Below are 19,746 nucleotides of genomic sequence, written 5' to 3' on the forward strand. Positions count from 1 at the left end.
GTAAGGACGGTGCCTGTACGTCCAATCGGGTGAAGGGTAACTGTTCGGACACTGTATCGGACCGCTGCCCCGGTATGTAATGACGTGGCGGTGTGCCGGTGGGAGGAATGTTACCGCGCGTGTCCGTTCCGTGCGCGGTTTTCGGGTGGTTTCTCGCGCGTTCACCTTCCGCTCGTCCGTGCGTTGGTCCGGGCGCCCCGGGCTCCGGAACGGGCATCACCCGGAATACCCGGCGACACCGAGGTGTCGCGACTCACGTACCGCTCCGCGGGGAGCGTGAGTCCCGGTTTCCGGGCACCTCGGCGAACCGGGAAGACTACTGCTCCGATTCGGGTGGAATCCAGGCCGGCGGTTCGGCGGGATCACCGTGGTGCGCGTCCCCGGACATCGCCGCGACCTGATTACCGCCCCGTCGTTTCGACTGGTACATCGCGGTGTCGGAACGAGCCAGCACCTCGCTGCCGCTCTCCTGGGGCAGCATCGCCACCACCCCGATGGACAGCGTCACTCCCCGGGACAGTGAACCGGGCAGTCGGGACACGGCGTTGACCGTGCGGGTCAGCGCGCTCTCGGCGGCCTCCAGCTCCACCCCGGGCAGCAGGACCACGAACTCGTCACCACCGTAGCGCGAGACGAGATCGTCGGCGCGGAGCGTGTCGCTGAGCGTGCGCGCGATGACCCGGAGGACCTCGTCGCCCTCGGCGTGCGAGAGCTGGTCGTTGACCTCCTTGAAGCCGTCCAGATCGACCAGTGCCACCGACAGCGGCTGCGCGTCGGGTTCACGCAGCATGCTCTCCAGCTTCGCGTCCAGCGCTCTGCGGTTGGGCAGCCCGGTGAGCGGGTCGTGCATGGCCTGCCTGGTGATCGCGTGGTGCTGCCGGTTCAGCCGTTGCCGGTCCAGGCGGGCCATCAGCGTGGCGCTGCGCGAGGCGCGCATGGTCCACAGCTCCGATTCGAGCTCCTGGGCGTACTCCTCGACGGCGACGGCGGTGTTGTCCGGATCGAGCCTGGCGCGTCTGGCGTACTCGCGTACCAACGAGATCCGCAGGCTGGGTTCGGAGATGTCCTCGCAGACCCGCTGCCGCGTCTCGGAAAGCACCCTGGTCGCCTCGTCCGGACGTTCCGCGCTGTCGTAACAACGTGCCAACGCGATCGCTATGATGATCGTTTCCTGCACGGGCAGTTCCAGCCCGGGATCGGAAACCTCCTCCAGCTTGTCGATGTGCGAACCGTCCGGCTCCGCCAGCGCGCAGGCGGCCGCCAGCACGGGCATCTGCTCCGCGGCCTTCCTGCCGGGGACCCGGGGAAACAACGATTCCTGCCACGGCCCGTCCACCGCGACCGCTATCTGCGCGGCGGTGCTGAACCTGCCGTCGGCGTCGTCCTGCTTGCCGATCCGTTCCAGCCGCAGGCCCCAGCCGAGCAACATCCGACACCGGTTGATCAGGTGGGTGGCGATCTCGTGCGGACCGCCGCTCTCGCGGATCCGATGGTGCGCTCGGGCCATCACCTCGTCGGCGATGTCGAACACGCCCAGTTGGGTGAGCACGAGACCGATGTCGATCAGCGAGGTCGCCAGCAGCCGTTCCCAGGAGCGTCTGCCCAGCGCGGCGTCCGGCACCAGGTCGTCGTCCAGGATCACCAGTGCTTCCGCCGCCTGGTTCAGCGCGTTGTCCTCGTTGCCGTCGAGCAGGGCCAGCCTGCCGCGCAGGGCGTGCGCGTCGGCACGAAGTACGTCGAGCCGGTGTCTTCGTGCGTGCGTCAGCAGCTCGTCCAGCAGCGGGACGGCTTGTTCGGCCATGCCCGGCGTGCACAGGCGCAGCGTCGCGCAGCAGCACAGCAGTTGCCCGAGCATTCTCGGATGCCCCCGCCGGCGGGCCTCGGTGAGGAGGTTGTCCGCTTCCCGACGAGTGGCGTCTCGTGCTTGTGGATCACTGTGCTGACCGATGACCTGCAGTTCGCGCGCACGTCCGACCAACCACGCGTCGGACAGTTCACCGAGCGAGGTTGCCGCTCCCTCCCGCGCGTCAACCACGTCGTCGCGCAGCGGCACACACCCCCTGCCAAATCCGGCCGGGCCAGGCCGGTGCGTGTTGTCAACCGGGGTGCCGGTCGCTCCGCCGCCAGGATTCGAACCTGGACTATCGGAACCAAAATCCGAGGTGCTGCCTTTACACTACGGCGGACCGCACGACACGACATCACTTTCCGATGACGCGGTGCCGCGTCACCGATGTCCACACCGCAGCCTACCGACTACACGTCGCGCTGACGATGTCGGACTGTCCGCTGTCGTGCCCGAGCACATGATGTCATGTCCGGTTTCGGTGTCCGTAGCCGGATGGATGTTGTGGGGTCGGCTCGTTCGGCCCCATCCTGGGTATGCCCCGCCACACCATTCGGGAAGCTCTCCTCGCTCGGCCCGGGTGGCAGTGGGGTACTGCCGGTGTGAGGCTTGGGAGCGCGGTGGAACCCGGGAACTTACGCCGGCGTAGGTTACGGTGTCGTAGGCTGAATGGTGCATTCCGGTCGCGCCGGGGAGTCATCCGCGCGGCCGTGGGGTGTGCACGCGGTTAGCGGGCCGCTCCGAACAACCGGTACAACCTCTGTTTCCCGACCCCAGTTGAGGTAGCGATATGACCGCACTGACCGAGAGCGCGGCCGCGGAGCAGCCGCCCCGGCGCACTGCTCCGAAACCCCTTACAGCGGGAAGTCGCCCGCGCGTCGCACAGGCCCTGGTTTATGTGTTCGTGATAGTTCCACTGCTCGCCCTGGTGGCGGCCGTTCCCTTCGCCTGGGGGTGGGGACTCGGCGCGGTGGACATCTCGTTGGCCATCGTCTTCTACGCACTCAGCGGCCTCGGCGTCACCGTCGGTTTCCACCGGCTGTTCACGCACAGGTCGTTCAAGACCAACCGAGCCGTACAGGTGCTGCTGGCCATCTCGGGCATGGGCGCGGTGCAGGGGCCGGTGATCAACTGGGTCGCCGACCACCGCAGGCACCACGCCTACTCCGACCGGGAGGGCGACCCGCACTCGCCCTGGCGCTTCGGCAGCTCCGCCACGGCGCTGGCCAAGGGGTTCTGGCACGCCCACATGGGTTGGCTGTTCGAACGTGACGTGACCAACGTCGACCGGTTCGCTCCCGACCTGCTCAAGGACCGCGTCCTCGAGCGGATCAACAGGCTCTTCCCGTTGTGGACCGTGGCCAGCTTCGTGCTCCCCGCCGTGCTCGGCGGGCTGATCACCTGGTCCTGGTGGGGAGCGCTCACCGCGTTCTTCTGGGCCGGTCTGGTCCGGGTGTCGGTGCTGCACCACATCACCTGGTCGGTGAACTCCATCTGCCACATGATCGGCGAGCGTCCGTTCAAGAGCCGTGACAAGGCCGCCAACTTCTGGCCACTGGCGCTGATCTCGTTCGGCGAGTCCTGGCACAACTCGCACCACGCCGATCCGACCTGCGCGCGGCACGGGGTGCTCAAGGGGCAGCTCGACATCTCGGCACGGTTGATCTGGATGCTGGAGAAGCTCGGCTGGGCCTGGAAGGTCCGCTGGCCCAACGAGCAGCGGCTCGCCCGCATCTCGGTGACCGAGGAGCACGGCTGAGGCCACCGCTCCGACAGGAGTTCGTCACCCCGGTCCGCCGGGGTGATCCGTCGCGGACTCTCTCGCGGGCTCTCGCGTGGCGAGGACCGACGTGGCGTGGTGTTCCCGCCCCGTGCCGGCCCCGCCAGTGGTGAGAGCCCGCGAGAGTCCCCGTGGCCGTGCGCGGGCCGCTTCGGTGCGCGGGTCGCGGCACATCCCGGTCCGACACCACGACGAAGGCGTGTTCACGGGCAGCCGCGCCGGTACGTAGGGTGATCTGTCATGGCGGTACGGCGACGTGGACGGGGCCGGTCCGACAGTGCCTCCGGCGGCAACGGTTCCCGCGGGGCCGGCCGGGTGCGGATGACCGGTAAGGAACGTCGGCAGCAGCTGTTGGACGTCGCCAGGGCGCTGTTCGCGGAGAAGGGCTTCGACGGCGCCTCCATCGAGGAGATCGCCCATCGCGCCGAGGTCTCCAAGCCGGTGGTCTACGAGCATTTCGGCGGCAAGGAAGGCATCTACGCCGTGGTCGTGGACCGCGAGATGCAGACGCTGCTCGACAGGGTCGTCTCCGCGCTGTCGGCGGGGCATCCGCGCGAGCTGCTGGAACAGGCGGCCTGCGCGCTGCTGGACTACATCGACAATTCCACGGACGGCTTTCGGATTCTGGTCCGTGATTCTCCGGTGGCCAGCACCACCGGAACGTTCTCCGGGTTGCTCAACGACATAGCCAGCCAGGTCGAGCACATCTTCGGGCTCCAGTTCAGTGCCCGCGGTTACGATCCCGAGCTGGCCCCGCTCTACAGCCAGGCGCTGGTGGGGATGGTGGCGCTGACCGGGCAGTGGTGGTTGGAGGTGCACCGGCCCGGCAGGGACGAGGTCGCCGCCCACCTGGTCAACCTCGCCTGGAACGGTCTCTCGCACCTGGAACACGATCCGCGGCTACGCAGCCGTGACCACGACACCGAGTGAGGAGCTCCCCGCTTCGATCCCGGCGGGTCGCTACCCGAGGTCGGACCTCGTCGCAGCGAGAGCCGTGCGAGAGGTTCCGCCAAGCGGCCACCTACGGCGAGATGCCTACACTCACTCGTAGGAGTCGGTTTCCTGTTCGAGTTCGCGGGTGTGTTCGTAACCGGCCTTGCTCCACTGGGCCACCCATTCGGGCAGTTCCGGACGCTCCACGGGGCCGGGCAGCAGGTTCGCCACCTGTTCCGGTGTGACCCGCTCACCGGTTTTGGAGAGGAACCGGAGCTGGATCACCGCCGTGGTGGTGAGCTTTCCGCCGCTGACCGCTCGGTGCTCCATGAACAGGTGTCGTTCGTCCCAGCCGATGATCCTGGTGCGCAGCGTGAACGCGCGGAAGGGCCGCAGCGGGCGGCGGAACGATCCGGTCTCGTTGGTGACCACGGCGTACCAGCCCTTCGGCCGTATCCTGCGCAGTATTCCGGCGCGCAGCATCAGGTCGATACGCCCGAGATCGAAGATCGAGAAGTAGACACCGTTGTTCATGTGCCCCAGCAGGTCCAGATCGGTGGGCGCCACCCGGAAGTTCGTGTAGCAGGGGCCGAGCGGGTGCACCCTGCGGCCGAACACGGTCTTGACCGCGAGCACGACCAGGCGCAGCAGCATGTTCATCGGGGTGTTCCTTCCGTGCCGCGCCGGGAACGCGGTGGGATCAGCGGCAAAAGTTACTGTCGAGTAGACAACGTTAGGTTCGACGATCCCCCCGCCACAACCGGCCGTGAACACCGACACACCGTGCTTCGCTCGCCCTCGCCCAACGGAACCGGCACGGTGCAGCCCGGGGTCAGGCCGGGGCGACCCGCAGCAGTTGATCGCCGGATCCGTTCGACGTGGTCAGGTACAGCGCGTCGTCCGGGCCGAGCGTGGCGGCTCGCAACCTGCCGTGGGTGCCGTCCAGCTCCTTCGGTACCCACATCCGCCGCACCGAGCGACCGTTGTCGGACAGTCGGAACAACAGCAACTCGCTGCCCTTCAACGTCGTGACGGCGAGCACCCCTTCCAGCGATCCCCAGCGCGAACCGCGCAGGAAGGTCGCGTCGCAGACCGCCACGGTCTCGTCGCCCGAGGTCCACACGGCGGGCACCGCGTCGGGGAACCGCTCCCGATCGGTCATCGGCACCGACTCGTCGTAGTATCCGCTCCGCCCGCCCCGTGAGGGGTCCCAGCCGTAGTTGCCGCCCCGAACCAGCCGGTTCAGCTCGTCGTCCACATCGGGGCCGTGCTCGGCGACGAACACCTCGCCGTCCTCGCGCACGGTTATCCCCTGGGGATTGCGGTGGCCGAAGGTGTAGAGCAACCGGGTGGCGGGATCCGGATCGCCGACCATCGGGTTGTCCGGCGCGGGAGCACCGGTGTCCGGCCGCAGCCGCAGCACCTTGCCGCCCAGCGATCCGAGGTCCTGCGCCACGTCGGGACGCGCGGTGTCCCCGGTGGTCACCAGCAGGTTCCCGTCGGGGCCGAGGACCGGTCTGCATCCCGAGTGCCTGCCGCTGGGGTTGACCGGCAGGCCGGTCAGCAACGTGCCGGTCCGCTCGGCCCGCCGTCCGTCGGCGGACAACCGCCAGTCGACCAGCCTGATGTCCACCGCCTCGCCGTCGCGCTGGTGCGTCTGGCACGTCAGGAACCGCCGGTTCTCGTCGAAGTCGGGGTCCACCAGCAGCCCCATGAGGCCGCCCTCCCCGCGAACGAGCAGGTCGTCGAAGTTCGCCCGAACCGTGCCGGTCCCCGAATCACCGACCACCGCCAGTCGGCCGGGGCGCTGCGTCACGAGTGCCGAACCGTTCGGCAGGAATCCCACGTCCCAACCGTGCTCCAGCCGATCGGACAGCACCTCCACCCGCAGCGGCGGCGCGGGGTCCGGGGGCGTGGTGCGTTCACCGTCGGTCTCCCCGCCGCCGCAGCCTCCCAGCAGCAACGTGCCCGCCATACCGGAGAGCGCCGCACGGCGGGAGATCACCGGTCGATTCGGAAGATGTGAACGATCGGGTGTGACCATACCCACATCCTGGCATCGTTTCCGGCCCCGGCGAACCGGGACGACAGGGCCCCGCCCGGAGTGGTGCGGTGTCGTTACCGGAGCGGGCGGCGTCCTAGCCCGAACGGGGGTGGCGTCCCGCACGGAATGGGGCGGGCCGCCCGGGAGTCACCGCCCGCGAGTCGTACGCTGGTTCGGGTGCCCGCGGGCCGGAGGCAGTGCCCTGCGGCGGGCGAGGCCGCTTTCACGGCGTTCCCACTGTTCGCGGGATCGTGTGCCGACGTTCCCTTCGTCGCGGTGCGAGGTTGTTCCATGACCCAGGCTGGGCCGCTGGCCGGACTGTTCCAGACTCTTTCACGTGACCCGGCGCTGGGGCGGGTCGCGGCCGTGGCCGATTCACCGCGGCTGTCGATGGAGGGACCCGCCGCGGCGCGACCGCTGGTCGCCGCCGCGCTGGCGGCGGGCAGCCGACTCGGCGGCGACGACCGGCCGGTGTTGCTGGTCACCGCGACCGGCAGGGAGGCCGACGAGATCGCGGCGGCCGTCTCCTCGCTGCTGGGGCCCGAAGGCGTCGAGGTCATGCCCTCCTGGGAGACCCTGCCGCACGAGCGCCTGTCCCCGCGCGCGGACACCGTCGGGCGGCGGCTCGCGGTGCTGCGCAGGCTCGCCCATCCCGAGGAACACCCGCACGGCGCCCTGCGAGTGCTGGTCACCACCGTGCGCAGCCTGATTCAGCCGGTCGCGCCCGGTCTGGGGGAGCTGCCGCCGGTGCTGCTCGGGGTGGGCGAGGAGCACGAGTTCGAACAGCTCGCCACCCGCCTGACCGAACTCGCCTACAACCGCGTGGACATGGTCGAGAAGCGCGGTGAGTTCGCGGTGCGCGGCGGCATCGTCGACGTCTTCCCGCCGACCGAGGAACACCCGCTGCGGTTGGAGTTCTTCGGCGACGAGGTCACCGCCATCCGCCCCTTCTCGGTCTCCGACCAGCGCTCGCTGTCCGACGGCGCCGACGAGCAGGACCCACCCCGGCTGCACGCACCGCCGTGCCGCGAGCTGCTGCTCACCGAGGACGTGCGCGCCAAGGCCCGCGAACTGTCCGAACACCACTCGGGTGACGCGCAGCTCGGCGAGATGCTCAACGGCATCGCCGAGGGGATCGCCACCGAAGGCATGGAGGCGCTGATACCGGCGCTGTGCGCGGGCAGGATGGAGTTGCTGACCGATCTGCTGCCCGAGGGCACCCACGTGGTGCTCGCCGATCCGGAGAAGGTCCGGGCGCGGGCGGCGGATCTGGTGCGGACCGGTGAGGAGTTCCTGGAAGCCTCCTGGATGGTCGCGGCCGACGGCGGCAAGGCTCCGATCGACCTCGGCGCCTCCGCCTACCGTGAGCTGGCCGAGGTGGCCGAGTACACCCGCGAACTCGGGCTGCCGTGGTGGACCCTGAGCCAGTTCAGCAGCGTCGAGGAGGGTGACGACGAGGCCCTGCGGCTCGGGCTGAAGCAGGTAGAGCAGTACCGCGGTGACGTGTCGCGGGCCTTCGACGACCTGCGCGCCCACACCGCCGGTGGTGGTGCCACCCTGCTGGTGGTGCCCGGCACCGGTACCGCGCAGCGCGCTGTCCAGCAGCTGGGCGAGGTGGATCTGCCCGCCCGGCACGCCGAGAACGGGCTCGCGGAAGCACCGGAGGCCGGTGTGGTCACGGTGGTGCGCGCCGACATGGAGGACGGCTTCGCCGCCCCCGACGTGGGGCTGGTGGTGCTCACCGAGGCCGATCTGACCGGCGGTCGCGGCGGCACCTCCACCAAGGACATGCGCCGGATGCCCTCGCGGCGGCGCAACGGGGTGGATCCGCTCGCGCTCAAACCGGGCGATCACGTGGTGCACGAGCAGCACGGCATCGGCAAGTACGTCGAGATGGTGCAGCGCACCATCGGCGGCGCCACCCGCGAGTACCTGGTGCTGGAGTACGCCTCCAGCAAGCGGGGTCAGTCGGGCGACCGGTTGTTCGTGCCGACCGACCAGCTCGACGAGGTCTCGCGCTACGTCGGTGGCGAGGTCCCCACGCTGAACAAGCTCGGCGGTTCCGACTGGAAGAACACCAAGGCCAAGGCACGCAAGGCGGTCAAGGAGATCGCCTCGGAGCTGGTCCAGCTCTACGCGGCCAGGCAGTCCGCGCCCGGTCACGCCTTCGGCGAGGACTCTCCGTGGCAGCGCGAGCTGGAGGACGCCTTCCCCTACACCGAGACCGGTGATCAGCTCGCCGCGATCGAGGAGGTCAAGACCGACATGCGGAACTCGGTCCCGATGGACCGGGTCATCTGCGGTGACGTCGGCTACGGCAAGACCGAGATCGCGGTGCGCGCGGCGTTCAAGGCGGTGCAGGACGGCAAGCAGGTGGCGGTGCTGGTACCGACCACCCTGCTGGCGCAGCAGCACCTGAACACCTTCACCGACCGGATGCACTCCTTCCCGGTCAACATCAAGGGGCTCTCCCGGTTCACCGATCCGTACGAGTCCGAGCAGACCGTCAACGGGCTGCTCACCGGTGAGGTGGACATCGTCATCGGCACCCACCGGTTGCTGCAGACGGGGGTGCGCTACAAGGACCTCGGGATGGTCGTCGTCGACGAGGAGCAGCGCTTCGGTGTGGAGCACAAGGAGCACATCAAGCAGCTGCGCACCCACGTGGACGTGCTGACCATGTCGGCCACCCCCATCCCGCGCACCCTGGAGATGAGCATGGCGGGCATCCGCGAGATGTCCAACATCCTCACCCCTCCGGAGGAGCGCCACCCGGTGCTGACCTACGTCGGTGTCTACGACGAGAAGCAGGTCGCCGCTGCGGTGCGACGGGAACTGCTGCGGGACGGTCAGGTGTTCTTCGTGCACAACCGGGTGCACGACATCGAGAAGACCGCCCGGCACCTGCGCGAACTCGTTCCGGAGGCGCGGGTGGTCACCGCGCACGGGCAGATGAACGAGGACCGGCTGGAAAAGATCATCCAGGGGTTCTGGGAACGCGAGTACGACGTGCTGGTGTGCACCACGATCGTGGAGACCGGCCTGGACATCTCGAACGCCAACACGCTGATCGTGGACCGCTCGGACGCGCTGGGGCTGGCGCAGCTGCACCAGCTGCGCGGCAGGGTCGGCCGGGCCAGGGAACGCGGCTACGCGTACTTCCTCTACCCGCCGGAGAAGCCGCTGACCGACACCGCGCACGACCGACTGGCCACCATCGCGCAGAACTCGGAGCTCGGGGCGGGGATGGCCGTGGCCATGAAGGACCTGGAGATCCGGGGTGCGGGCAACATCCTCGGTTCCGAGCAGTCCGGGCACATCGCCGGGGTCGGCTTCGACCTGTACATGCGGCTGGTCGGCGAGGCGGTGCAGGCCTATCGCGAGGACGCCGGGGCCGAGCCGGAGGAGCAGGAGGAACTCACCGACGTGCGGGTGGACCTGCCGGTCGACGCGCACATCCCGCACGACTACGTGCCGGGGGAGCGGTTGCGGCTGGAGGCCTACCGCAAGATCGCCGCCTCCTCCGGACAGTCCGATTTGGACGCAGTGCGCAACGAGCTCGCCGACCGCTACGGCACGCCGCCGCGGTCGGTGGAACGACTGCTCAGGGTCACCGCGTTCCGCCAGCTGTGCCGCGAGTACGGCGTGACCGAGGTGACGTTGCAGGGAACCTCGATCCGGTTCGCGCCGTTGGAACTGTCCGATTCGGCCCAGATGCGCATGAAGCGGCTCTACCCGAAGGCGGTCTACAAGTCGGCCGTGCGCACCGTTTCGGTGGCCCGGCCGACCGAGGGCGCGGCGGGCGGCAACATCGGAGCGCCGCAGCTGCGGGACGAGGAGTTGCTGGATTGGTGCGGCAAGCTGGTGGAGTCGCTGGCCGCCGCGCCCGTCGCGGCCGGGTGAGCCGATCCGACGACGGTGGTGGTGCTCGCGCGGCATCACCACCGTGCTCGACGGCTTCGTGCTCAGGGCGAGTGTTGCTCGGTCGGTTCCGAGCCCCCGATTCGGTCCGGACCTGTCATTTCGCCGGCTCCGGGGTCGCTTCCAGCGGTGCCGAGGCCTTTCGGGGGAAACCGTGGCGGCTCGCCGCGAGGACCGCGATCAGCACCGGGAGCAGCAGGACCAGCACGCTCCACGGGAAGGCCGTGGGCCCGAAGAAGTCGAGGACGACCCCGCCGACGACGCCACCGGCGGCCATCCCCACGTTCCACAGGGTGACCAGTATCGCCAGTGCCGTGTCACCGGCCTTGCCACCCGCGTCGCCCACGGCGGTCTGCAGGAGCGTAGGAACGCCTCCCCAGCCCAGACCCCAGAGCGCGACTGCGAGGTAGACCAGCGTGGGACTCGTCGCGAGTACGGCCAGCAGGGTGGCGCCCGCGGCCACGAGAAGCGTGCCCGCGATGGTCAGCGTCCGCAGTCGACGGTCGATCTGCGCCCCCACGATCCAGATGCTGACGATGGAGGCGATACCGAAGATCAGCAGAGCCAGGCTCACCGAGCCACCGAGGCCGACGTGCCCGAGGAATGTGGCTATGTAGGTGTAGAGGATGTTGTGCGCCAGCACGAACGCCAGGGTCACGAACAGGACGGCTCCCACACCGGGGATGGCCAGGGTTCGCGTGAGCGGAATTCGTCCACCACGTTCGTGGCCCGGGTAGTCGGGAACCGTCGTCGCGATCCACAGGATCAGTGCGAGGGCTATCACCGACATCACCGAGAAGGTGACTTGCCAGCCGAGCAGCTCACCGAGGAAGGTTCCCGCGGGCACTCCCAGCGACAGCGCAAGCGGGATACCCGCCATCACGATCGCGATGGCCCTGCCCTGCATGGGTTCCGGTGTCATGCGGCGTGCGTAGGTGGCCAGCAGCGCCCAGACGATGCCCGCGGCCACGCCTCCCACGAAACGGGCCGCCATGGTCAGTGGATAGTACGTCGACAGCGCGGTGACCGTGTTGGCCACCGCGAAGCCGACGACACCGGTAAGCAACAGTTTCTTGCGCCGCCACCCCGCTGTGACGGCGGACAGCGGGATGGCGGTGGCCGCTGTCCCGAGGGCGTACAGCGTGACCAGCTGTCCGATGGCGGGCTCGCTGACGTCGAGGTCGGAGCTCATCGCGGGCAGCACACCGGCGGGCAGCGTCTCCGTGAGGACCGTGATGAAGGCGGCTGTCGCCAGCGCCAGCAGTGCTCGCAGCGGGAGTTTTCCGCGTTGTTCGGATTCGGCGTGTAGCTGTGTACTGGACATGCGGCTAGACTGAGACCTTCACACTGGTGTGAGGGTCAAGCTGCCTGGCGGGTGATTCACGACATATGCGAATCGGTGAGTTGTCGGAGCGGACGGGTACCTCGCGTCGGCTGCTCCGCTACTACGAGGAACAGGGGCTCATAGCGCCGACGCGCTCGGCCAACGGATACCGCGACTACGACGAGGCCAATGTGGATCGCGTGGCGCAGATCAGAGGACTGCTCGATTCCGGGCTGCCCACCCGGATCATCAAGCAGATCCTTCCTTGTCTGAACCAGCCCCGCGTGATCCACTTCTCCGACGCGACACCGGAGATGCTCGCGACTCTGGAGTCCGAACTGGACCGGATGACGCGACGTATCAGGTGTCTCACCCGTAACAGGGACGCCATAGCGGAGTACCTGGCTGCCGTGCGGACCGACGAGGGCCGCGAGGCCGACGACGGGCACGAGGCCGTCGTCGGTATCCCGGCCCGGGCCTGAGTGCTCACCGGTGGTCCTTTCCGAGCCGGTGCGCCTTCCGGCGCGCTCGCCTCATTCCAGCGCGTGCCGCGCGGCGGGCAGCGCGGCCTCGCGGTCGCGTGCCACCACGCCGACGCGGGTTCTGCGGTCGAGCAGGTCCGCTGTGTCCAGCGCACCCTCGTGCCGCACGGCGAACCGCAGCTCGGCTGGGGTGGTCGACACGTTCCCGGTGACCGGTTCCAGCGCGGTCCCGTCCCCCTCGGCCTGTTCGAGCACGGCCGGGGCCTCCGTGCCGTAGCGCGCGACGAGCTCACGCGGTGCGCGCACCCGGGACAGCCGCGCCCGGTCGGCCGCTCCGACCAGCGGCAGTCGCCTGGTGCGGCACGGTCCCGCGCTCAGTCCGGCGTGCCGGACCGCCGCGTCCACCGCGTCCTCGGCCATGCGCCGGTAGGTGGTCAGCTTGCCGCCCACCACGCTGATCACACCGTTCTCGCCGGTCAGCACCGTGTGGCTCCGGGACAGGTCCGCGCTGCCGCCCGACCCGCCGCCGGTGCCGCCGTCCAGCAGCGGACGCAGTCCCGAGTACGTGTCGAGCACGTCCTGCGAACGCAGCGGTTCGGTGAGCACGGTGTTGATCGTCTCCAGCAGGAAGTCCACCTCGTGCCGCGCCGCCCGCGGGACGTCCGGCACGTCTCCGGGCGCCTCCTCATCGGTGAGTCCGATGTGGATTCTTCCGTTGTCGGCGGGCAGCGCGAACACGAACCGGTTGGTGGTTCCCGGGATCGGCACCGTCAGTCCCGCGTGCAGACCGGGCAGTGACTCGGCCGAGACCACCAGGTGCGTCCCGCGGCTGGGCCGCAGCTTCAGGTCCCCGGCGATCTCATCGGCCCACACACCCGCCGCGTTGACCACGGCCCGCGCCCGCACCGGCACCGTCCCGCCGCCGAACCGATCGCGCAGCACGGCCCCTTCGCCGGTGACTTCCTCGGCGGCACACCGGGTGAGCACCCTGGCGCCGTGTCCGGCGGCGGTGCGGGCGATCGCGGTTACCAGCCTGGCATCGTCGGTCAACCGCCCGTCCCAGGCCAGCAGCCCGCCGCGCAATCCCTCGTGCCGGACCGGGGGCGCCATGCGCAGTGTCTCGGCGGTGCTGATCCCCCGGGAGTGGGGCAGCGAGCTCGAACCGGTCCGCGCCGCCAGTCGGAGCGCGTCCCCGGCCAGGAAGCCCGTCCGAACCAACGCGGCCTGCCGTGTATTCGTCTCGGGCAGCAGCGGCACCAGCTGCGGCAACGGCGCCGTCAGGTGCGGGGCGGTGTGGCGCAGCAGGATCCCGCGTTCCACCGCGCTCTCGTACGCGATGCCGACGTTGCCGGAGGCCAGGTAGCGCAACCCGCCGTGCACGAGCTTGGAACTCCACCGGCTGGTGCCGAACGCCAGGTCGTGCCGCTCGGCCAGCACCACCGACAGCCCCCGGGAGGCCGCGTCGAGCGCGACTCCGGTGCCGGTGACACCACCACCGATCACCAGCAGGTCCACCCGCTCGGTTTCGGCCAGTTCGGACAGTTCGCGATTCCTGCGGGCGGCGTGCAGCGAGGTGTCGCGCATGAGTCACTCCTTGTCGAGATTCGATACCGCTGCTCGATGTCGGGCCGCACGGAGCGAGAGCCCGCGAGAGGTTCCGCCACCCGAGCACTCACGGGAGTCGAGTTGACGAACCCCTACTTCGGGGAGTCGGGGCGCAGGTAGTTCTCCAGCATCGTGCGCAGCTGCTCGTCCAGGCGTTCGGCGGGCAGCTGGTCCGCCACGAGGCGCGCGGAGAGCGCGGCGGACTGGGTGACCAGCAGCAGCATCGCCGCGAGCTCCTCGGGATCGCCGTCGGTGATCGAGCCGTCCCGCTGGCCCCCTCGGATCGCGGCGGCGAAAACCTCCAGTATCTCGCGCTGGCTGGTTCCGAGCCGGTCGAAGGTGTAGGTGATCAGCAGTTCCGGATCGGTCTCCAGGATCTTGCGCAGCAGCGGGTGCTCGCGCACGGCCGCCACGGTGCTGACGATCCGGTCCAGCCCGCGCTCGCGGGCGTTGCCGCCGGTCTCTTCGTCGTCGGGCAGCAGCGCGCGAAGTTCCCTGGTCAACAGGTCGGCGGCCAGCGAGCGCATGTCCTGCCAGTGGCGGTAGACGGTCGGTCTGCTCACTCCGGCGCGGCGTGCTACCTCGGTCAGCGTCGTACGGCGCATCCCGACGGCGAGGACGCACTCGCGCGCGGCGTCCAGGATGCCGTCTTCGTTACGACTTGACGTCATGTGTAAAACTGTAGCGCATGACCGCACCGCAGCACCGCACCCCGGAACCGATGTGGAACGCGTGGGGCACCGCGTCCGAGGCCGATCCGCTGCCCGAACACCTGCGCGCGCTGCTGACCGACGCGCTCGGCGTGCCCCGCCGCGACACCCCCTCGGTTCCCCGCGATCAGGTGCGGATCCGCGAGTCGGCGCTGCCGGACGTGGCCCGCGCGTCGATCCAGGACGCCGTCGGTGCCGAACACCTGCACACCGACGAGCACACGCGACTGCTGCACACCGGTGGCAAGAGCACTCCGGACCTGCTGCGCCGCCGTTCCGGTGACGCGGACGAGGCCCCCGACGCGGTGGTGCGGCCAGGCACCCACGAGGAGGTCGAACTGGTGCTGCGCGCCTGTGCCCGGCACCGGGTCGCGGTGATCGCGTTCGGCGGCGGCACCAGCGTGGTCGGCGGGGTGAGCCCGGACCGCTCGGCGCTGCCGGTCGTGGTTGCCCTGGACCTCGCCAGGTTGGATCGACTGCTCGAACTGGACACCGAGTCGGGTACCGCCACGCTGCAGGCCGGGCTGCGCGGCCCGGAGGCCGAGCGGTTGCTGCGGGAGCGGGGCTTCACGCTGGGGCACTTCCCGCAGAGCTTCGAGTACGCCAGCATCGGCGGTTTCGCAGCCACCAGATCCTCCGGTCAGGCGTCGGCGGGTTACGGCCGGTTCGACGACATGGTGCTGGACCTGCGGGTGGCGACCCCGCGCGGCACGATCCGCCCCGGGCGCGCGCCCGCCTCGGCGGCGGGGCCGGACCTGCGGCAGCTCTTCCTGGGCTCCGAGGGCGCTTTCGGCGTGGTCACCGAGGTGACCGTGCGGGTGCGTCCGGCACCGGCCGAGACGCGTCACGAGGCGTGGTCCTTCCCGGACTTCGCGACCGGGGCGGCGGCGCTGCGGCAGCTCGCGCGGACCGGTTCGCTGCCGACCGTGGCGCGGCTCTCCGACGAGACCGAGACCGGGCTGAACCTCGCTTCCTCCGAGGTGGGGGGGAGCGCGCCCTCCGGTGGCTGTCTGGCCGTGACCACCTACGAGGGCACGGCCGAGCACGTCGGAGCCCGCCACGCCGAGGTCGCCGAACTGCTGCGCGCGGCGGGCGGCACCTCGCTCGGTGCGGAACCGGCGGACTCCTGGGACCGCGGCCGGTTCCACGCGCCGTACCTGCGCGACGCGCTGCTGGACGTGAACACCCTCGCCGAGACCCTGGAGACCGCCACCACGTGGTCCAATCTGGACCGGACGTACCGGGCCGTGCACGGGGCGCTCACCGAAGCACTGGGGGAGCAGGGGACTCCACCGCTGGTGATGTGCCACGTCTCGCACATCTACCCGACCGGCGCCTCGCTGTACTTCACCGTGGCCTGCGCGCGTGCGGCGGATCCGGTGGCGCAGTGGCAGCACGCCAAGCGGGCGGCGGGCGACGCGATCACCTCGGTCGGCGCGACCATCACGCACCACCACGCGGTCGGCTCCGACCACCGCGACTGGATGGTCGAGGAGGTCGGCGAACTCGGCCTCGACGTGCTGCGCGCCGTCAAGGAGACCGTGGACCCCGAAGGGGTGCTCAACCCCGGGAAGCTGCTCCCGCCGAAGTGATTACCCCACCAGAGCGCCGCGATTTCGCGAGAAGTCGACGCCGCACCGCACCGGGCCGTGCCGCCGCACCGGCGCGGCGATTTCTCGGGAAATCGACGCTCGGGTGAGCACCGCTCGGTGTGGTGAGGGAGGAAGCGGCCCGGTGGAGGTTCCGTCGACCGTGCCCTCGGAAACCCCGATGGGAATACTCGGTCGGGCAGGTCGGCCGGGCAGGTATCGAAACAGTGAACGAGGGAGCGGCCGGTGCGCGACATCTCCTTACTCGTCAATCCGACTTCCGGTAAGGGGCGGGCACGCGAGGCGGCCCGCCGCGCCGCCGAACGGCTGCGACGCGACGGTGCGTCCGTCACCGAACTGGTGGGCACCGACGCCGCGCATGCCGCGCGGCTGGCCGAGCACGCCGTCGCCTCCGGCACGGACGCGCTGGTCGCCTGCGGCGGTGACGGCATCATGAACATCGCGCTGCGGGCAGTGGTCGGCACCGCCACGCCGATCGGGCTGATCCCGGCGGGCACCGGGAACGACTACGCGCGGATGTTGGGGCTGCACGGCAGCGAACCCGAGGACGCCGCGCGGGTGGTGCTCGCGGGTGTCACCAGTGCCATCGACGCCGGTCGATGCGGTGAGCAGTGGTTCGGCACCGTACTGTCGTGCGGGTTCGACGCCAAGGTCAACGAGCGCACCAACCGCATGTCCTGGCCGCGCGGCAAGTGGCGCTACAACCTGGCGGTGGTCGCGGAGCTCGCCAAGCTGCGGCCGTTGGACTACCGCCTCGAACTCGACGGCGAGTCGTGGGAGACCAGCGCGGTGCTGGTGGCGATCGGCAACGGTCCCAGTTACGGCGGTGGGATGCGGATCTGCCCCGATGCGTCCTGCGTGGACGGTTGGTTCGACGTCACCGTGATCGGGCCGGTGGCGGCGCGGCGGCTGATACGGCTGCTGCCCACCGTCTACGACGGCAGACACGTGGAGTATTCGCAGGTCACCACGTTTCGAGCCAGACGGGTGTCGGTGGCCACGCCCGGCGTCACCGCCTACGGCGACGGCGAGCCGCTGGCGCGGCTGCCGCTGACGGCTGAGTGCGTTCCCGGCGCGGTGAACGTGCTGGTGCCCGCCGAACCGGGCTGAGCGCGGAGCTCGCCGGGTGCGGTTCGTGACGGGGTGGCCGAGCCGCCGCTGCGTGGTGCGCGTACTTCGGGCGGATGCTCGATCAGTCGCGGCCGAACAACAAGTACGCCTCCGGGCGTCCCTTGAAGTCCTGCGCCACCGAGAAGAACTCGCAGCGCCAGCCGATCCGTTCGATCGCCTCGATCTGTTTCGACCAGTCCGGAATCTCGCCGGAGAGGCCGTGGTGCGTCATCGGGAAGTTGAGTCGCGCCGCGAATCGGGTCTGGCCGTTGTCGTAAGCTTGCTGCGCTTCGGAGCCGATCTTGCTCTCTTTCGTCCTCGACAGGAAACCCATGCTGCTGATCGTGTCACAACCGCGTGCCGCGGTGGGCTCTTTCCGGTTTCGCCTCCGGTTTCGCCGTGCACTGTCGAACCGGGAGTTCGATGCGTTATCGATCCGGCGGCGCTCGTGTCGCGTTTCACGGTGCTCGGCGTCAGCGCTTCCTTGATCGGCTTCTTCGGGGTGGGTTAGCTTGGGAAAATGGACAAAAGGAATGTCCTGTATCTGGTGATCGCTCTGCTGGGGATGGCGGGCTTCGTGCTGCTTGCGCTCGCCGATCACTTTGTCGTGTCGAATTATTTGCCGTCGGGTTTCTCGCTTCACCTGCTTCAACTGGTTTGCTTCGTTGGGGTCGCGTTTTTGATCCGGAAAGAAGTGAAGGACCGGGAAAAGGAAAAGTAATTCCGGTGTCGGTAGCCGTCCTGGTCGATCGGTGAGTGTCGCTGGTCGGTGTTGTATTGGTCGGGTGAACTTCACTGGTCGCGGCTGCGGAGGTCTGTTCCGCGTTGGCATACTCGTGACATGCGTTTCGAGCAGGACGGGGCCGTCGTCGTCGTTTACCGTGACCTCGACGATATTCGCGAGGCCCTGCGCCGCTACGGCGAGCCGGACGAGCTCGCACGTTTCGACCTCGAACGCGAGTACGGGTTTACCGAGGAAGAGCTCACGGAGTGGTGGACCACGGCCACGAGCGCTGCCAATCCACCGACCTAAGCGGAACGTGCGATGTTGCGGCGCATGGAGGAGACCGGCGATCGCTCCGGCTGCTACGTGCAGAACGACGACGGGAGCTTCACGCGGAAGTGATGGGAATTCTCGGCGTTTTCGTGATGGGAAATGCCGTTGACGTCCACACGGAATCTTCACGAAAGTGAGTGGAAAATCATGCCCGACATAAGCGGATGGCGTAAGTCGAGCTACTCCTCACAGGAAACCAGCTGCGTCGAGGTCGGTCGTGTCCACTCCGGCGCGGCGGTGCGCGATACCAAGAACCGCGCCGCCGGATACTTCACCACCACGGCTCAGCAGTGGGCAGTGTTCATCGACGCGGTCAAGGCCAACCGGTTCGACTGAATCCCGGCGAGCGAATACCGCGCCTCCGGAACGCTCCGGAGGCGCGGTTTCTGTCTCCATCCCCGCGTGCGCGGGGCCTACGACTGGCACCGACTCCAGGAATCCGCCGCATCGGGTCCACCCCCGCGTGTGCGGGGCCTGCGTGGCGCACTACGTCATGGACCGCAGCCGTGATGGTCTATCCCCGCGTGCGCGGGGCCTGCCTCGACCCGAAGCGGGTGGGCTATGTCGGCGCGGGTCTATCCCCGCGTGCGCGGGGCCTGCGACGAAAAGACGCCGATCTCGCTCGACCGGGACGGTCTATCCCCGCGTGCGCGGGGCCTACCCCTCATTGCGCTGGGATTCTAGCGGCGTGAAGGCGTTGTGAGAACCACGTGGTTACTCCTCTTCGGACACATAAGCTTCGGGCGAACCGCTTCGGAGGCTGGATTGTCGATGACTCCGGTAGCGGTTTCCACCATTGTTGTCTGCTGTGTGGGGGGTCCCCGCCCGGCCGGGTGGGAGTGGGGAGGGAGGCCCGGCCGGGCGGGGTTTGGTGGTGGCGGTTTGTACATTTCGTGGGAAATCGTCGCCGCAGTGTGGGGAGGCGCGCGGCGATTTCGTGGGAAATTGACGCCCGGCCACCACCGGTGGCCCGGTGTGTCTCGGCGGGTGTCGGGGTTGGCCGAGTGCACGGTTCCGGGCCGGTCTGGGTGAAGAGTGGTCGTGGGGGACGGATGCTGGGGCGCGGTGGTGTTTAGAGGCGGTGGAGTCCGTCGAGGACGCGGCGCATGAGTGCCAGCTCGGGGTGTTCCGGTGCCGATGCGGGTTCAGGGGAGGCAGCGGAAACGGCGGGAGCGGTATTCACGGTGGTCGGGCTGGTGGGATGCGGCACGGCCGGTGGCGACTCCGGTGTCGGCGTCAGTGACGGGACCACCGGGGCCGGTGGGTCGAGCCGAAACAGGTGCGGATGCTCGTCCGGGTCGCACAGCGGCCAGCCGATCAACTC

General features: G+C 69.2%; 15 protein-coding genes, 1 tRNA gene, 1 pseudogene and 1 CRISPR repeat array. Of the genes and pseudogenes, 8 read left to right on the forward strand and 9 right to left on the reverse strand.

Annotation, left to right across the window (positions count from 1 at the left end; genetic code table 11):
- Positions 1–316 precede the first annotated feature (316 nt).
- Together BM394_RS16715 and BM394_RS16720 are read right to left on the reverse strand one after the other, a co-directional pair.
- Positions 317–2,053, reverse strand: coding sequence for a GGDEF domain-containing protein (locus tag BM394_RS16715; protein ID WP_092979559.1), 1,737 nt, complete (start codon positions 2,051–2,053; stop codon positions 317–319).
- 62 nt (positions 2,054–2,115) lie between these two features.
- A tRNA-Gln gene (locus tag BM394_RS16720) sits at positions 2,116–2,186 on the reverse strand.
- A gap of 450 nt (positions 2,187–2,636) precedes the next feature.
- Between BM394_RS16720 and BM394_RS16725 the strand changes: the two genes are divergently transcribed.
- Together BM394_RS16725 and BM394_RS16730 are read left to right on the forward strand one after the other, a co-directional pair.
- The gene (locus tag BM394_RS16725; RefSeq protein WP_092979560.1) at positions 2,637–3,605 is read left to right on the forward strand and encodes an acyl-CoA desaturase; all 969 of its coding nucleotides are present in this window, start codon (positions 2,637–2,639) and stop codon (positions 3,603–3,605) included.
- A gap of 342 nt (positions 3,606–3,947) precedes the next feature.
- Positions 3,948–4,556, forward strand: a complete 609-nt coding sequence (locus BM394_RS16730; protein WP_139235249.1) for a TetR family transcriptional regulator — start codon at positions 3,948–3,950, stop codon at positions 4,554–4,556.
- 111 nt (positions 4,557–4,667) lie between these two features.
- Here the strand turns inward: BM394_RS16730 and BM394_RS16735 are convergent, their stop codons facing one another.
- Both BM394_RS16735 and BM394_RS16740 read right to left on the reverse strand, forming a co-directional pair.
- Entirely contained in the window at positions 4,668–5,219 is a 552-nt protein-coding gene (locus tag BM394_RS16735; RefSeq protein WP_092979562.1) for a thioesterase family protein, read from the reverse strand.
- Positions 5,220–5,391: 172 nt separating this feature from the next.
- Positions 5,392–6,603 carry a PQQ-dependent sugar dehydrogenase gene (locus BM394_RS16740; protein ID WP_217643550.1) on the reverse strand — a complete coding sequence of 404 codons (1,212 nt, stop codon included), beginning with the start codon at positions 6,601–6,603 and terminating at the stop codon, positions 5,392–5,394.
- 291 nt (positions 6,604–6,894) lie between these two features.
- Here BM394_RS16740 and mfd point away from each other — a divergent pair, with 291 nt between their 5' ends.
- On the forward strand, positions 6,895–10,506 hold the full coding sequence (gene mfd / locus BM394_RS16745) for a transcription-repair coupling factor (RefSeq protein WP_092979601.1): 3,612 nt from the start codon (positions 6,895–6,897) through the stop codon (positions 10,504–10,506).
- A 115-nt stretch (positions 10,507–10,621) separates the two neighbouring features.
- Here the strand turns inward: mfd and BM394_RS16750 are convergent, their stop codons facing one another.
- Complete coding sequence (locus tag BM394_RS16750) at positions 10,622–11,848, reverse strand: MFS transporter (RefSeq protein WP_092979563.1); 1,227 nt, start codon at positions 11,846–11,848, stop codon at positions 10,622–10,624.
- A gap of 65 nt (positions 11,849–11,913) precedes the next feature.
- On the opposite strand from BM394_RS16750, the gene BM394_RS16755 reads away from it, so the two are divergent.
- Entirely contained in the window at positions 11,914–12,330 is a 417-nt protein-coding gene (locus tag BM394_RS16755; protein ID WP_092979564.1) for a MerR family transcriptional regulator, read from the forward strand.
- Positions 12,331–12,381: 51 nt separating this feature from the next.
- Here BM394_RS16755 and BM394_RS16760 read toward each other — a convergent pair whose 3' ends face one another.
- Together BM394_RS16760 and BM394_RS16765 are read right to left on the reverse strand one after the other, a co-directional pair.
- A complete protein-coding gene (locus BM394_RS16760; protein WP_092979565.1) occupies positions 12,382–13,914 on the reverse strand; it encodes a glycerol-3-phosphate dehydrogenase/oxidase in 1,533 nt (510 codons plus the stop codon).
- 113 nt (positions 13,915–14,027) lie between these two features.
- Positions 14,028–14,606 carry a TetR/AcrR family transcriptional regulator gene (locus tag BM394_RS16765; RefSeq protein ID WP_092979566.1) on the reverse strand — a complete coding sequence of 193 codons (579 nt, stop codon included), beginning with the start codon at positions 14,604–14,606 and terminating at the stop codon, positions 14,028–14,030.
- A 17-nt stretch (positions 14,607–14,623) separates the two neighbouring features.
- Between BM394_RS16765 and BM394_RS16770 the strand changes: the two genes are divergently transcribed.
- Positions 14,624–16,237: an FAD-binding oxidoreductase gene (locus BM394_RS16770; RefSeq protein WP_092979567.1), complete on the forward strand. Its 1,614-nt coding sequence runs from the start codon at positions 14,624–14,626 to the stop codon at positions 16,235–16,237.
- A gap of 243 nt (positions 16,238–16,480) precedes the next feature.
- Positions 16,481–17,365: a diacylglycerol kinase gene (locus BM394_RS16775; RefSeq protein WP_092979568.1), complete on the forward strand. Its 885-nt coding sequence runs from the start codon at positions 16,481–16,483 to the stop codon at positions 17,363–17,365.
- A gap of 82 nt (positions 17,366–17,447) precedes the next feature.
- Here BM394_RS16775 and BM394_RS22500 read toward each other — a convergent pair whose 3' ends face one another.
- A complete protein-coding gene (locus BM394_RS22500) occupies positions 17,448–18,017 on the reverse strand; it encodes a hypothetical protein (protein ID WP_139235248.1) in 570 nt (189 codons plus the stop codon).
- Between the two features lie 189 nt (positions 18,018–18,206).
- Between BM394_RS22500 and BM394_RS16790 the strand changes: the two genes are divergently transcribed.
- Both BM394_RS16790 and BM394_RS16795 read left to right on the forward strand, forming a co-directional pair.
- The gene (locus BM394_RS16790; protein WP_092979571.1) at positions 18,207–18,398 is read left to right on the forward strand and encodes a hypothetical protein; all 192 of its coding nucleotides are present in this window, start codon (positions 18,207–18,209) and stop codon (positions 18,396–18,398) included.
- Between the two features lie 171 nt (positions 18,399–18,569).
- A complete protein-coding gene (locus BM394_RS16795; RefSeq protein WP_175496631.1) occupies positions 18,570–18,758 on the forward strand; it encodes a DUF397 domain-containing protein in 189 nt (62 codons plus the stop codon).
- A 53-nt stretch (positions 18,759–18,811) separates the two neighbouring features.
- A CRISPR array of direct repeats spans positions 18,812–19,081; the repeat unit is 26 nt; unit sequence GGTCTATCCCCGCGTGCGCGGGGCCT.
- 413 nt (positions 19,082–19,494) lie between these two features.
- Here the strand turns inward: BM394_RS16795 and BM394_RS23075 are convergent.
- Positions 19,495–19,746: pseudogene (locus BM394_RS23075) on the reverse strand (hypothetical protein); the annotation flags it as partial.

This window comes from Actinopolyspora lacussalsi subsp. righensis (assembly GCF_900116555.1).
In the GTDB taxonomy this organism is placed as follows: Bacteria; Actinomycetota; Actinomycetes; order Mycobacteriales; family Pseudonocardiaceae; genus Actinopolyspora; species Actinopolyspora lacussalsi.